Below are 14,078 nucleotides of genomic sequence, written 5' to 3'. Positions count from 1 at the left end.
ACTGTATCGCTTCAGCATGTAGTATGCATTTCCCAAATCAAACAGGGCACCTGGAATATTAGCCTTCAATTTCAGCCCCGCTTGTAACGCTTCGACGGCTTGAGTATACCTTTGTTGCTGAAAGTAAGCATTCCCTAAGGCAAATAGCACTGGAGCATTGCTTGCGTCTAGCATCCGTGCCCGCTGTAGAGCTGCGATCGCCTTATCTAGTTCATCTTTCTGTAAGTAGAGACTCCCTAACAACGCCCAGATTTGGCTATTTTGAGGTGCAAGCTGACTAGCCAGCTCAACGCGGGGAAGGGCCTCATCAAATTGCTCAAACTGAGCAAGCTGAGCGGCCTCCTGGGCAATACTTAGCCCCTGCTGTTCTAGAGCTTTTAAGTCTACCTGAGGAACGCGAGGAGTCAGCACTTGGGCACCCACTGGTTGGCCTACACTCCAAGCGCCAAGTAGTACACTCAGTACTAAACTAGATACCTGCTTAAACACAAATCTACGTCTCACTGCTATCACGGATTAGCCTGATTATAATCTCCCATTCGACGATTGGTTGGAAAACGGTAACAGACGATCACTACAATCAAGCAGAAGGGAGCCGTTGCCTAGACTACAAGCAACGCTGCTATAGGCTTGGTATAGCCTTACCCGCCCTTGCCCTAGACCAATTGCCTAGGCTACCTAGACAGAGTACTGGACAGAGTATAAGTGATAGCATTTTCCTATCAATCTAAGCAGAATTACTTATCTACAGTGCAACCAAATTCATTTCTAAATGCAGTTCTGTAGACATAACCAATCCTTAACTTAAAGACACACTACGCCATAAAATTACATATAAATCTCCTGTGAAGCGGCCAATCTAGGCTGTAGCCCAAGATACAATTGACGTATAGCAGTCTTGGGGGAAGCGGCTCAATGGTTACGAGAACAATGCAATCGGTGCAACCAGCTTTAGAAGCACCACTAAAACATCATGATAAACAATCTGGATCCAAAGCTCGACGCTGGCAACTTGGGTGGGAAGATTGGTTAAGTGCGCTAAAACTGATTCAATTCTTAGATGAAGAAGACCCCGACTGTTGGTAGAGGGGGTTACGCTAATACGCTAGAGCTTCAGTTGGATAATCACTTTACCTTTCACTGTCAAATCACCTGTGCCCAGACACAAGCACGCACAGGAATTTTCACAACGCCCCACGGCATTGTGGAAACCCCTCGGTTTATGCCTGTAGGTACATTGGCAAATGTTAAGACGTTGACCCCCGCCCAACTCCAATCAACTGGAGCACAGATGATCTTAGCAAATACCTATCATCTGCATCTGCAACCGGGGGAGGCGATCGTGGCCGCAGCCGGAGGACTACATCGATTCATGGGCTGGACAGGGCCGATTCTCACCGATTCTGGTGGTTTTCAGGTGTTTAGCCTCAGCGAATTGCGAGACATCAGTGACGAAGGCGTAACGTTTCGATCGCCTCGAGGCGGTCAGCTTATTCATCTCACCCCAGAAACGTCGATACAAATCCAAAACGAGCTGGGGGCAGATGTCATCATGGCGTTTGATGAGTGTCCGCCTTACCCTACCAGTCGTGAAGCAGTTATAGAAGCTACGGTGCGCACCGAGCGCTGGCTAGAGCGATGCATTAAAGCCCATCAGCGCCCTGACCAGGCATTATTTGGAATTGTCCAGGGGGGAGTCTATCCAGACTTGCGTCAACAGGCAGCTAAATCCCTAGCCATGTTTGACTTGCCAGGCTATGCAATCGGGGGTGTAAGCGTAGGAGAACCCCCCGAACTGATTGAGACCATTGTTCAGGTTACAGCCCCACTGCTTCCTGCCCACAAACCCCGCTATCTTATGGGGGTAGGCACCCATCGGGAAATTGCCCAGGCGATCGCGGCTGGAATTGACCTATTTGACTGCGTGATTCCAACCCGGTTAGCTCGCCACGGCACAGCCCTAGTCAACGGCATTCGCTGGAACCTAAAAAACGCTCGCTTTCAGGAAGATTTTCGACCTCTGGACGAGCGTTGCCCGTGCTATACTTGCCAGACCTTCACCCGCGCCTATTTGAACCACTTGATCAAGGCACGAGAATCCTTAGCTGCTACGTTGCTTTCTATCCATAACATTACAGAGTTAGTGCGCTTTACCCAAGCCATTCGTACAGCTATCGAGCAAGGCAATTTTGCGGAAACCTTTGCCCATTGGCTAGCACCCGCTGAACAAACCAACTAGCCTGATGAAATGGGTGACAGATCAAATCGGTAGTTTTCGATGACGGGGTTAGCAAGCAGTTGATGGCACATGCGATCAACTTGATCCTTAGCATCTTGCTCTGAGTCTGCTGCTAACGTCACTTCGATATACTTGCCAATACGTACCTGTTCCACATTGCAGTACCCTAGCTGAGCTAAGCTAGATTGCACGGCTGTGCCAGCAGGATCTAGAACAGAGGGACGTAGGGTAATGTAGAGATAAGCTCGATAGGTCTGGGTCACAATCGTATTCTAAAAATCTGTTCACATTGCCAGTTAGACGGCAAGATAGATTGTAGACTACCTTTGCCTCTTGACCCTGTATTCCCGTGAGGCATATCCGATAAGTCGGTAATTGTATGAAAACCAATCGCACCCGCAGCCAAGAGAAAATTCTAAAGCTGCTGAAAACCTTAAAACGCTCAATCTCCGCTCAGGATTTGTACATGGAGTTGCGTAAGCGCAGTGAAATGATGGGCCTAGCAACTGTATATCGCTCATTGGACGCTTTGAAGCTAGAGGGGTTGGTGCAAGTGCGGACTTTGAGCAATGGGGAGTCACTCTATAGCCTAACCAAAGAAGACTACCACCACCTCACTTGCCTGCAATGTGGGGCTTCCATAGCTATTCAGGAATGTCCTGTACATGATTTAGAGAGTCGTTTGAGCGACTCGTACCAATTCAAAATCTTCTACCACACCTTGGAATTTTTTGGATTGTGTACTCAGTGCCAATCTAACCAAACCGTGGAAGCAGGAGTCACTCAGCCGTAATGCGATCGTTCCTAAACAAGTGGGATCCAGAACAGCTATTCCTCATTGGTGTAGTCTTATTGGGAATAGGAATTGCTGGTTTAGGACTCTGGTTTATAGTGTCGCTAGTTATGGAAGTGCGGCGGACTATTCGTCGCAAACGCCGTCGTCAGCGTCTGTAGCATTACACGTGCAACTCATCGTTAGGAACCCATACCAATTCTTGGAAACTGGCTGCATATGGGAGTCAAGGGGGTGTGGATCCTGAGTATTACTACAAACCTGCGAATGCCTTGGATTATCGAGTCCAATGTTGCCAAATCATGACCATGGCTAGAGTATCTAAGCAGCAATATTGCTGGAGAAGCTGTGCCCATTGCTGGCGTTGGTGTATGTTGTGCCTTTCTGCGCCATAGAGCATGGCTTGGTAGGCACGAACCGCGCCAGTGCCTTCAGTAATACTGACAGGTGTACCAGCGATCGTCAACGATGGTAATGCTCGATAGGGGCTTAGGATTTTGCCATTGTCTAGACGCAGGTACTCAGGATAGCGCGATTGCAGCTCCGCGTTACTGCTCCAAACCGCTTCCAGTACTACCTTAATTGAGGTTTTGCCCTGCATCAGCGGATGGAAATAATTAGCGATCGTCAGCTTACACATGTCTACCAGCCGTCCGGCAGTAATCTCCTTCAACCATTGCTGCAACGGGGGATCGTCATGACCCAGAGCCTGCAATTGCTGGTGAATTGTGCGCAGAACAGTCTGCTCGTGATGTGACCACATAAATACTGTGCCTTCAGTCCCAATCTGTTGCATTAAAGACTGAGCAAAAGCCAGATTGGGAAAATAGTCCTCTAGATTCAACCAGTTAGCATGGATTGGGTGGGCATCGGGGGCATAGAGGGTGTGACAGCTCCACTGAAAAGCCACAATTTCATAGGGGTGCATCCCAGCGTGGTAGGGTACCGCAAGCGTGGAGGTTTCAAAGTCGATGAAGTGCAGGGGATAGGGATAGGCGCGTAATTGCTCTGGAAAACCGTCGGCAATCCACTCTGTACGACTGCGAGTGTGTTGAATTTGGAGGCGCTGTCGCTGGTTTTGAGCGCCGATGGTGCCATCTTTTTTCACGAGTTGATCGAGGGGAATATCAACTAAGCTAGTGATGCCTTGCTGAATCAGAGGTTGGGCGATCGCATCAGTGATGTAGCTGAGATCTAACAGATGAGGGGATGGATCTGCCAATGCCCCCCAACAGTCCCGAAAGCCACTACGACCGTCGGTGGTTGTTGCCCGAAACTCACAAACTTTACATCGATTCACAGCCAACGGTGGCTCCAGCCTTGTTATCTGAGGTTGCAAGCTGTCTACATAGCGTTGAGCCGCAGCTTTTACCTGAGGAAGCAGTTCAGCCACCTCAGCGCTGACATCAACCTGGGTCAAAAAGTGATCGTGCCGTAGCTGGTCGGGATCGCCCATAAATTGCACAACGGTACGAGTGCGTCCAGAGGCTGGATCGAGCACGTGCTGTAGGTGAAACAGAGAATGAATGCAATCAATCGTGGTGGTTTTAGCCTGGTCAGGCACCAGCAAAAAAGGATGAACCTGGGCATGGGGAAATAGCTCCTGTAAAACCAGTACTTGGAAGGCAATATCTTCTAGGTAGGGTTGCCACTCTGCCAGAATCGTCCCTTTTTTGCCCCGTAGATTGTAGGAATCCTTAGAGTTATAGCCCTTCGACTTAATTTCAATCAGGTGAAAGCGATCGCCGTGCTTGTCCAAAATATCAACCCGTGCCAGTTTGCCGTGGCTGTAAAACGTTGCCTCGAACAGAGTAACGTGGCTAGCCGTAAGAGCAGCTTGGGTTTGGCAAATAGCATGGTCAATGCCATCTTTACTCCCTAGTTCAGGCATAAGGTCGATGCCATGGGGAAACAGTAGTTTGGCGATCGCCTCTATCATGTAGCTGCCATCGGCTAGCAATTGCAGATAGGGATTCTCATCAGCAATGGAAGGATAACCCAGCTTTTTGTAGTACAGCTTGGTAGGACACTCTTGCGCCAGCTTAAAATCTGATTTCGATAGATAGGGCATCATAGACATCAGGAGCAACATTGCCTCACTTTTACCTCACCTTGCTGCTCTAGGACGTAAGGGGATGTAGGGCTGCTCCAGCATTTCTTCACATGTCTATTGCGCTATCAATTCATAGTGCTCAAGGGATTTCACGCCAGAGAGTCAAACTGTCAAGAAAAACTAACTTTTCTCTTGCCCACAGAATCTGAACTTATGGCTGTAACCCTTGCTGGAAAGGCTCTTGTCTAGTATTTCCAGAGAAAATCCAAGAAAACTTCCCTAAAAGACTTGACATTTTCTCTAAAAACTGTAAAACTGAATACAGAAATAATAAATCGTTCATCTCTGGAAGTTTCTACAGTGTTAACTCTAAGGCGCTGGTGAATCCAGAGACGGAAGTAAGGGTTACCCCTGAAGGAACGCGCCTCAACTGATGATTACTCGATACACTCTGGAGGCGACCTATGAAACTCTTTTATCGTGGTTTGGCATACGACTACAACCCACCCGCTGTAGCGGCAGTTAACGGTAATGTTGGTGGTAAGTATCGTGGCTTAGACTGGCGGTTCTGCAATGTGAAGCAATTGCCTGTACAGCTACCCACCTTAAACTTGATCTATCGCGGTATTGCCTATCAAACTGGTGTGACTGCTCCTCAAGCAGCAGCAACTACAGCTACAACCCAGCCCGTGGCGACCAGTGCTCAAGGTTCAGTTTTTGCCCTAGCTCGATCGCTAATGATGGGTCACCATCGCGCAGTCAAGATTCGTCAGCAAGCACTGTTGAGTCGATCGGCTGCTGAGATTGGGGTGCAAGTTGGCGACGATGCTCGTTGGGATCGCATTCAAGGTAAAGTTCACCCCACCTTCTGGGATGACTACGACCACAGCCCCGCAGCACTCAGCTAGCAACTAGGGGTAGTTTCTAGTCAAAGGCTGATGCCAACGTTCAGCACTGTCGTTATCGACGGGTAGGTCTCAGTGAAGAGCTGAGTTTCTACTATTGGCTGACAGCCAAGAGCTGGTTATTAGAGAGTTGGTAACTATTGTTGACTGCCATAGCGGCTACTAGTTAGTCGCTATGGTTTTTTGTGTTAATGCTGTTTAGTACGAGAGCATGGGGTTAGCTAGGGGTTTAGCCAGCATGACGAGACTGGTGCCACTGCCACGCATGGCGGATGATTTCCGTAATATCGCTGTATTGTGGTTGCCAGCCCAACAACTCACGGGCACGGGCACTGCTACCTACTAACGCAGGGGGGTCGCCGGGCCGACGATCGCATTCCACAGCGGGAATTTCTCGCCCAGTTACTTGCCGTGCCGCATCAATCACTTCTTTTACCGAAAAACCATTACCATTGCCTAGGTTGAAAATTTGACTATCCCCCCCCTTCAACAAATAGTTCAGTCCCAAGACGTGAGCATCAGCTAAATCAGTAACGTGGATGTAGTCTCGGATGCATGTGCCATCAGGGGTAGGATAGTCTGTACCAAAGATGGAGATGGAGGAACGCTTGCCCAAGGCTGTTAACAGTACTAGGGGAATGAGATGGGTTTCTGGGTTGTGGTCTTCCCCTAGGCGGCCTTGTGGGTCAGCACCGGCTGCATTGAAGTAGCGAAAGCACACTGACTTAAAGTCGTAGGCCCGATCGAAGTCAGCTAAAATTTGCTCCACCATTAACTTGCTCATGCCATAGGGATTGATGGGGTTCTGGGGGTGTTCTTCAGGGATAGGAACTGTTTTGGGCACGCCATAGGTAGCACAGGTGGAGGAAAAGACAAATTTTTTAATGTTGTGGGCAACCATGGCTTCTAGGAGGGTCAAGGTGCCCACCACATTGTTCCGATAGTACTTGGCTGGATCTGTGACAGACTCACCCACATAGGCATAGGCTGCAAAGTGCATAACAGCCGCAATCTTGTGCTCGGTGAAGAGGCGATCAAGCAACGGGCGATCGTTTGTATCCCCTTCGATCAAAGGTACGTTCAATACGGTTTCCGCAATATCTCGGTGCCCATACACTAGGTTGTCTAGCACAATCACGCTATAACCTGCCTGTTGCAGGGCCAATACAGCATGGGAACCAATATAACCAGCTCCGCCTGTTACTAAAACAGTTGTAGGCACAGGTGTGGGTGCGTCTGATGGGGTTGTTTCTGTCACGTTGGTGCTCCTCAGTTTGCGTGTCAAGAGTGAGAATAACTGTCTTAGATAATACCTAGATCAATGCCTAGACTTACCCTGCAATTGCATAGTCATTAGTTAATTAGTCATGCCAGAGTCGGTATCTAACGGTATGATTCTGTCCGTAATGTCTGTAGCTTAACAACTACTCACATTTATTCATCATTCCTAGTCGCATTATCCCCATCAGTTGCTCAGATGTCACTGCTTTAGATAAGGACTCGCAGCAATGTTTGAACTGCTGTCGTTGGCGATACTCATCGCCCTAATTATTAGTGGAATCACCTATTTAGTTAAGCAGGTTATCCCTACAGCAACCTTGGCACTGCTGGGGGGCATTATCTTAGTGGCCATTCCCATAGCCCTGTTGTTGCTGCCAGGTGACCAGACAATTATTGCCGTTGCGAATCTGGCACTCCTGTACTTAATTGTTAGCTTTTTGGTGTATGCCTACAAAAAACAAGTTCCCAGTAATGCGGCGATGATTGCCTTAAGTATTTTTCTCATTCTCAGCTTGCCGTTAGTTTCTGATGAATTTGTCAAGCTGGAGGAACAGTCGGCTGTAGGTGCAGCTAACGCCCTCAGCCCAGAGTCTGGATCGATTGTCTTGCTGGGACGAGGCTCTACGCGCCCGAACTTTCGCCCAACGCCGGAGGAACCTGGTGTGTCTCAAATTCAAGTGTCGGCTAGTGGTGATCGCGTGCCCTACACCGCCCAACTCTATCGCTCCCTTAACCCTGGTTTTGTGATTGTGACAGGTGGGCTACGTACTCCGCGTACCATAGATAAGCTAGGAGATGGCAAGGAAGAAATTGTCAATGAAGGTAATGATATTCGAGGGTTGTTGATTAATCTAGGGGTACCCGGTGACCGCATCATTGTGGAATCAGAAGGAATTAGGCTGCAAACGGTTGCTGCTAATGTCAACAAGCTGCTGAACGATCGACAGCTCCCCAAACGCATTATTTTGGTGGCTTCAGCGGCAGATATGAGCATTGCCAAGTTTATTTTTCAGCGACAAGGGTTAACCGTTGCAGGTGCTCCTACTGATTTCCAAGTTACCTTTGCAGACAAGTCTACCCGTCGGATTGCAGCTAGCACCGAAGAGAGAGTATCAAAGCTATTACCCAACCCTGAAGCCTTGGCGCGATCCATCAAAGTTCTTGGCCATGCGTTGAGAGCTATTAGTTTACGCTTCCGTATTGCTGCCGGAATTAACTAGAATGGTGGGAGTGGAGTAGGGTTGCCACTAGCAAGTCGTGGAGTAACTAGGCATGGTGATGAAATGGTCTGCGCCGTGAGTCTGTTGGTCTTGTCACTGGTTATTAGCTTTTCATGGACAGTGACATGCTCAAGGCCATGATTAATCATTAATTACCTGTGTTGAGTTATCCATGGCACAATCGCGCTTTCACAAACTCATCGAGTATCTGCGTCCCCACTGGCAGGCGACGATCGCAGGCATTCTAGCCATTCTCATCGTCAATATCTTGGGCGTGTTGATCCCCTTGGTCATTCGCAGCAGTGTCAACCGCTTGCAAACTACTAATCGGTTTGCTGACGTGTTGCAGGGGGTATTGCTGATTGTGGGCATGGCATCCCTCATGTGGGCAATCCGGATTGTGTCGCGCATGTTGTTGTTTGGTACAGGGCGACAGGTGGAATATGACCTCAAGCAGAAAATGTTTAATCATCTGCTGGGTATGGAGCCTGCCTATTTTGCCACCAACACTGCTGGGGACTTGATTAGCCGGTTTACGAGTGATGTTGACAACATCCGGCGGTTATTAGGATTTGCAGTCCTAAGCTTTGTCAATACGCTATTTGCCTATGGGCTGACGCTGCCTGTGATGTTGTCTATCAATCTACGGTTGAGCTTGTTGGCTATTTCGGTCTATCCCCTCATGCTGGTGTTGGTGAAGTTATTTAGCGAACGGCTGCGATCGGAACAGCTAGAGGTACAACAGCGACTCTCAGACATGAGTGATTTAATTCAGGAAGATGTGAGCGGCATAGCCCTGATTAAAATCTATGCCCAAGAAGAAAACGAGCGGGCAGAGTTTCGTCGCCTCAATCAACAATTGCTGACTGCCAATTTAACCTTGGCTAAAACCCGTAACCTGTTGTTTCCCATGTTGATTGGGATTGCTAGCCTTAGCTATTTGATTCTGCTTTGGCTAGGAGCAGGGGCCATTGCGGCTAATACCCTAACGGTTGGCGACTTTGTTGCCCTATTGCTGTATATCGAGCGGCTAATTTTTCCCACAGCACTACTGGGATTTACAATCACCGCTTACCAACGGGGCGAAGTCAGTATCGATCGCATCGAGGCTGTGCTCAGCAATCGTCCCAAAATTGTAGACGCTCCAGATGCTGTGACGTTGGCACCAGAGTCTGCTAGCAGCGGTGACCTTAATAGGCTCACAACAAAAGCCTTAGGCATCACTGCTCGTCACCTAACCTATACCTACCCAGGAGCACCCTACCCAGCCCTGAAGGATGTAAACTTTACCATCCACCCAGGAGAAATGGTGGCGATCGTAGGCCCCGTCGGCTCAGGCAAATCCACTTTGGCGAATGCCTTACCGCGTTTATTGGATGTTGCACCCAATCAGCTATTTCTGGGTGGTTATGACATTACCAAGCTGCGTCTTGCAGATTTGCGGGGTGCGATCGCCTACGTTCCCCAAGACAGCTTTCTATTTAGCACTAGCATCAAGGACAATATTCGTTATGGCGCTCCCCAAAGTGAGTTATCCCAGGTGGAAGCTGCTGCTAAGGAGGCACAGATCCATACGGAAATCATTAACTTTCCTCAGCAGTACGAGACAATCGTCGGGGAACGAGGCATTACCCTATCCGGTGGCCAGCGCCAGCGCACAGCTCTCGCTCGTGCCTTGCTGGTGGATGCTCCTGTCTTGATTTTGGATGATGCCTTATCCAGTGTGGATAATCAAACCGCTACTCAAATCCTAGAGAACTTGGCCCACGGTACAAGTCGTAAAACGGTGATATTTATTTCTCATCAGTTATCAGTCGCTGCCTTGGCCGATCGCATCCTCGTCATGGATCAAGGACAAGTTGTTCAATCTGGATCCCATACTGAACTGCTTCACCAGCCAGGGCTATATCAATATCTGTGGAGCCAATACAAGTTGCAAGAGGTCTTGAGTTAGCATTCCCTAGGTCTCGAACACGATGCTTGGGGATTCTTGAGTGTTGAAATCTAAGGCATTCTCATAGTGCTAGTTCTGAGTATTCTTGCTACCGATGCCTATGGTGTAGGCTCACAGGGATTCTCTAAACATCGCTACAGATGGCTTGTAGTCAGGACTTAAGTCCTGACTACGAACTGATAGGCTATGTGGCTGGTTTTTGGAGAAAAGGTATTGCAGAACTAGGTACGGGCTTTCCCACATCTATTCAACCAGTCCAACGGCTTGGAGGTAGAGGCGAATCAGTGATTGCCCCCAGAGGGCAGCAACAAACCCACCAACTGCAAGGAAGGGGCCAAAGGGAATGGGCTGGCGGCGCGAGCGCCTGCGTAACAAGATAGTAACCGCCCCAAGCATTGCCCCAGCAGCACAAGCAATAAACAGGGCTATTAGCAGATTAGAGACTCCTAACCAAGCGCCAATCATAGCAGCTAGCTTGGGATCAGCTATGCCCATTGCTTCTTGACCCATGAGCAAAGACGCAACTAAGCGAATGCTGTCGAGTAGCCACAGCCCCACGACTGCCCCCGCGATCGCGCCGATGCCATGCTGCACTACTGTTTCTGTAGTCGGTGCCGTAACATAGGCTTGCCATGGATAGAGTACTACCCCCACAATAAGTCCGGGCTTGATCAAAACATCGGGCAAGGTAAGGGTATCCAGGTCAATTAAGGCTAGTGCCAACAGCCATGATCCCAACAGCCAGTAGCGAATGGTTTGTATTGACCAATCAAACTGAAGAAAGACAACTAAGAACATGAAGCCTGTCAGGGCCTCTACCAAGGGATAACGCCATGCGATCGCTGTGCGGCAATAGCGACAACGACCTCGCAACAGTATCCATCCCAGCACAGGGATATTGTCTTGAGGAGAGAGAGTATGCTGACAGTGGGGACACCGCGATGGCGGATGGACTAAGGATTGACCCGCAGGGATGCGATAGACGACAACATTCAAAAAACTGCCAATGGCAGCCCCCAGGCTAAAGACTATAACCGTTGAGAGGGCGATTACCACCCAGTCCAAAGCAATCATCCAGGGTTAAGTACTTAGGGCTAAGCCAGACTTTCGATTTGCTTCAGAGGCACAAAACATTCTTCTGGCAACAACACGGGTTTATTCTTAAAGATTAGTTTACCCCGGTAGTTCACTCGGTTAATCGCTACGCCGATCGGCAACTCTCGGTAGTTAGGGTGAACTTCATAATAGGTACGGTAGATCTGACGAGCAGCCTTAATTACCGCAGGTTCTAGAGCCACAACATTGGCTTCGGCAGATGACTGATTGGCCTTTTTCAGGTCTGGTCTGGGTTTAGAAGCGTACACTATCCTAATCCTATAATTTTGAGTGCCTCTAGTTTATCTAGGAAATTAGAACTGGGCACACTCAGAATGAATTTTAATGTTTGTTAAATCAGTGCTTAGTTCTGTGACTTAGAACGAGCAGCTAAATTGAGAAACGATCGCAACCGCAACAATGTCAACGTCTGTCCTAGATTCAGTGGTAATAGCGAAATACCCTCTAACCGAGATTGCACCCAGCCATCTCCCCACTGCCACTCATGGAATCCGTCAATGCCCTGACTGAGCAACAATCGCAAGCGATTAGCATCTATCTGGTCAACGTAGTGCTGAACGGGAATAGGGCCGAGCCAACTAACAAAGCGCTGCCCAGACTGTAATGGCTCTGTGAGGTTAGAGTCAATCTGCTGGGGAGATAACCATTGGCGCAACTGTCTAGGATCCGTAAGGCTTTTGCGGATAGTGACATCCGACGCATCGACTTCAATTCGCAGGTTACTGTGCTGGTAGGTTCCGAACATAAGTTGTGGGTTAGTTTTGAGTTGTCATAGGTTGATGGAGATGTGTTTCCAGTATGCCAAATGCGCTGAGATTTGACCTCAAGTCTGAAGTGAACTGGTCAGGTGCAGAATCAGACGGTGATGATAAAGGGAGAGGCGATCGCTGGAACTCGTCTAGCCCGCACCAATGCCTGGTAAACCATAGCTGTTACCTCGCCACGAGTCGCCGCTAAATTAGGGTTCAACCATTGCTGCACTGGATAGTTGAGCACCAAGTGATTAGCCGTTGCTGAGGCAACAGCATTGCGAGCATAGGCTGGGATCTTGTCTTGATCGAGATAGCGATGCAGCAGGGCCAAGTCAGCCGGGGGTAATCCTAAACCTTGAACTAAAGACACCAGCACCTGTACCCGGGCGATCGCGTCATGCGGGCGAAACATGCCATGCGTAAAGCCAGAAATAAAACCACCACGATAGGCACGTTGAATCACAGCGGCTCCCCAAAAATTAGCTGGCACATCGGTGAACGATACAGCTTCGCGCTTGGGTGCAGGGTTAAAGGCATTCACCAGCAGCCCGCAATATTGCACGCGGGTCATCATGCCATCAGGCCGAAAGCTGCCATCGGGAAAGCCACCAATCATGCGTTGTCCAGCGAGACCTGCAATGAATGCTGCTGCCCAATGTCCCTGCACATCAGTAAAGTTGGTCATAACTGGCATAGGGTTAACGATAAATGGGGAGGCAATAGCAGGGGCGGCCCCGATAGCTACAAGTCCTTGATAGATTAAAGCTGCAACTTCAGCACGGGTAATATTTCGCATTGGGTGCAAGTGGTCAAGCAAGGGGTAGTTGACTACGAGGCGGCGTTGGGTGGCAGTGGCGATCGCATCCACGGCATAGCTAGGGATCTGAGCACGATCGCGATAGTTCCCTAAATCACTAGGGCCACCGCCCCTAAGTCCTAAGCCTTGGACAACTGCAACCATCGCCTGTACCCGCGTTAGGTTGAGATGGGGGCGAAAACTACCATCAGGAAACCCAGACATAAAACCAGTGCTGTCTGCTTTGCGAATCACTTGGGCTGCCCAAAAGTTACTGGGAACATCAGTGTATTGCCCTGGCTGGCGTTTGTCTGGGATAGGGAAGGCTGTGACGATCGTGGCGGCAAACTCGGCACGAGTCATAGGAGCTTCTGGCTGGAAGGTGCCATTCGGAAAGCCACGCAGTACCCGCCGCTCTATTAAGGCTCGGATAAACGCCTCAGCCCAGTGAGCCGCTATGTCTTGGAACTGGCTGGTTATAGCTGGTGGTGTTGGTGTAGGTGGCGAGGGCACTGGAGCAGGGGCGGGAATGGTAGCCGGCGGTTGAGGTGCTTCAGCCGACAGCACGACCTCGCCCTGTAGACGACTAGGATTCAACTGGTTGCCGACCGCTACTAACCGCCTCTCTGTCGCATTGGTCACATCACTGGATCCTTGGTTGTTTTGGATTGAATTGCCACCAGGATCGCCCATTCGCCCTAAATCAGGCAAGGCAGTGTTGATGATAGCAAGGCCACCCTCTCGATTTTGCTGCACAACATTGCCCCGCAGCACTGGCTTCGCCTGGTGAGAGATAAAAATGCCCCAACGATTTTGTTGCACCTGATTGTCTGCTAGCAATGGGGCGGCATCATTTTGAATAGCGATCCCAAACCCATTGTTGCGGAATTGATTACCTCGCACTTCACCCTTGGCTTGGTGAGTTACTAGAATGCCGTGGTCACCATTGCCCATGATCACATTAGCCTG

At 49.4% G+C, this 14,078-nt stretch carries 14 protein-coding genes and 1 riboswitch; of the genes, 6 read left to right on the top strand and 8 right to left on the bottom strand.

Going from position 1 to position 14,078, the window contains the following annotated elements; genetic code table 11:
• Nucleotides 1-504, bottom strand: a 504-nt coding sequence (locus NZ772_03675) for a tetratricopeptide repeat protein (GenBank protein MCS6812657.1), incomplete at its 3' end; no start/stop codon positions are given.
• A 613-nt stretch (nt 505-1,117) separates the two neighbouring features.
• On the opposite strand from NZ772_03675, the gene tgt reads away from it, so the two are divergent.
• Nucleotides 1,118-2,239, top strand: coding sequence for a tRNA guanosine(34) transglycosylase Tgt (gene tgt / locus NZ772_03670; protein ID MCS6812656.1), 1,122 nt, complete (start codon nt 1,118-1,120; stop codon nt 2,237-2,239).
• Here tgt and purS read toward each other — a convergent pair.
• Nucleotides 2,236-2,502: a phosphoribosylformylglycinamidine synthase subunit PurS gene (gene purS, locus NZ772_03665; GenBank protein ID MCS6812655.1), complete on the bottom strand. Its 267-nt coding sequence runs from the start codon at nt 2,500-2,502 to the stop codon at nt 2,236-2,238. The genes tgt and purS overlap by 4 nt on opposite strands.
• Nucleotides 2,503-2,618: 116 nt before the next feature.
• On the opposite strand from purS, the gene NZ772_03660 reads away from it, so the two are divergent.
• Together NZ772_03660 and NZ772_03655 are read left to right on the top strand one after the other, a co-directional pair.
• The gene (locus tag NZ772_03660) at nt 2,619-3,032 is read left to right on the top strand and encodes a transcriptional repressor (protein MCS6812654.1); all 414 of its coding nucleotides are present in this window, start codon (nt 2,619-2,621) and stop codon (nt 3,030-3,032) included.
• Nucleotides 3,032-3,193, top strand: a complete 162-nt coding sequence (locus tag NZ772_03655; protein MCS6812653.1) for a hypothetical protein — start codon at nt 3,032-3,034, stop codon at nt 3,191-3,193. Before NZ772_03660 ends, NZ772_03655 begins: the two co-directional genes overlap by 1 nt.
• A gap of 116 nt (nt 3,194-3,309) precedes the next feature.
• Here NZ772_03655 and NZ772_03650 read toward each other — a convergent pair whose 3' ends face one another.
• Nucleotides 3,310-5,112 carry a DUF2779 domain-containing protein gene (locus tag NZ772_03650; GenBank protein ID MCS6812652.1) on the bottom strand — a complete coding sequence of 601 codons (1,803 nt, stop codon included), beginning with the start codon at nt 5,110-5,112 and terminating at the stop codon, nt 3,310-3,312.
• A gap of 307 nt (nt 5,113-5,419) precedes the next feature.
• Nucleotides 5,420-5,511, top strand: a riboswitch (Glutamine riboswitch).
• Nucleotides 5,512-5,549: 38 nt separating this feature from the next.
• On the opposite strand from NZ772_03650, the gene NZ772_03645 reads away from it, so the two are divergent.
• Complete coding sequence (locus tag NZ772_03645) at nt 5,550-5,993, top strand: DUF4278 domain-containing protein (GenBank protein MCS6812651.1); 444 nt, start codon at nt 5,550-5,552, stop codon at nt 5,991-5,993.
• Between the two features lie 226 nt (nt 5,994-6,219).
• Here NZ772_03645 and galE read toward each other — a convergent pair whose 3' ends face one another.
• Complete coding sequence (gene galE, locus NZ772_03640; protein MCS6812650.1) at nt 6,220-7,248, bottom strand: UDP-glucose 4-epimerase GalE; 1,029 nt, start codon at nt 7,246-7,248, stop codon at nt 6,220-6,222.
• Between the two features lie 250 nt (nt 7,249-7,498).
• On the opposite strand from galE, the gene NZ772_03635 reads away from it, so the two are divergent.
• Together NZ772_03635 and NZ772_03630 are read left to right on the top strand one after the other, a co-directional pair.
• On the top strand, nt 7,499-8,491 hold the full coding sequence (locus tag NZ772_03635) for a YdcF family protein (GenBank protein ID MCS6812649.1): 993 nt from the start codon (nt 7,499-7,501) through the stop codon (nt 8,489-8,491).
• A 172-nt stretch (nt 8,492-8,663) separates the two neighbouring features.
• Complete coding sequence (locus tag NZ772_03630; GenBank protein ID MCS6812648.1) at nt 8,664-10,445, top strand: ABC transporter ATP-binding protein/permease; 1,782 nt, start codon at nt 8,664-8,666, stop codon at nt 10,443-10,445.
• A gap of 243 nt (nt 10,446-10,688) precedes the next feature.
• Here the strand turns inward: NZ772_03630 and NZ772_03625 are convergent, their stop codons facing one another.
• From NZ772_03625 to NZ772_03610, 4 genes are all read right to left on the bottom strand, one after another.
• Nucleotides 10,689-11,510: a prepilin peptidase gene (locus tag NZ772_03625; protein MCS6812647.1), complete on the bottom strand. Its 822-nt coding sequence runs from the start codon at nt 11,508-11,510 to the stop codon at nt 10,689-10,691.
• A 29-nt stretch (nt 11,511-11,539) separates the two neighbouring features.
• The gene (locus tag NZ772_03620) at nt 11,540-11,782 is read right to left on the bottom strand and encodes a hypothetical protein (protein MCS6812646.1); all 243 of its coding nucleotides are present in this window, start codon (nt 11,780-11,782) and stop codon (nt 11,540-11,542) included.
• A gap of 122 nt (nt 11,783-11,904) precedes the next feature.
• Nucleotides 11,905-12,306 (bottom strand): hypothetical protein, encoded by a 402-nt coding sequence (locus NZ772_03615; protein MCS6812645.1) that lies wholly within the window; start codon nt 12,304-12,306, stop codon nt 11,905-11,907.
• Nucleotides 12,307-12,416: 110 nt separating this feature from the next.
• Nucleotides 12,417-14,078, bottom strand: a 1,662-nt coding sequence (locus NZ772_03610) for an S-layer homology domain-containing protein (GenBank protein ID MCS6812644.1), incomplete at its 5' end; no start/stop codon positions are given.

The organism is Cyanobacteriota bacterium (genome assembly GCA_025054735.1).
In the GTDB taxonomy this organism is placed as follows: Bacteria; Cyanobacteriota; Cyanobacteriia; order SKYG9; family SKYG9; genus SKYG9.
The sequence above is the reverse complement of the archived record's forward strand: the minus strand, read 5'-3'. Positions and strand labels throughout refer to the sequence as shown.

Excerpts from the sequence above, each read along its gene's own strand:
- NZ772_03660 (MCS6812654.1), top strand. The coding sequence starts at position 2,619 with ATGAAAACCAATCGCACCCGCAGCCAAGAGAAAATTCTAAAGCTGCTG.
- NZ772_03655 (MCS6812653.1), top strand. The coding sequence starts at position 3,032 with ATGCGATCGTTCCTAAACAAGTGGGATCCAGAACAGCTATTCCTCATT.
- NZ772_03635 (MCS6812649.1), top strand. The coding sequence starts at position 7,499 with ATGTTTGAACTGCTGTCGTTGGCGATACTCATCGCCCTAATTATTAGT.
- NZ772_03645 (MCS6812651.1), top strand. The coding sequence starts at position 5,550 with ATGAAACTCTTTTATCGTGGTTTGGCATACGACTACAACCCACCCGCT.
- NZ772_03630 (MCS6812648.1), top strand. The coding sequence starts at position 8,664 with ATGGCACAATCGCGCTTTCACAAACTCATCGAGTATCTGCGTCCCCAC.
- NZ772_03650 (MCS6812652.1), bottom strand. The coding sequence starts at position 5,112 with ATGTCTATGATGCCCTATCTATCGAAATCAGATTTTAAGCTGGCGCAA.
- NZ772_03615 (MCS6812645.1), bottom strand. The coding sequence starts at position 12,306 with ATGTTCGGAACCTACCAGCACAGTAACCTGCGAATTGAAGTCGATGCG.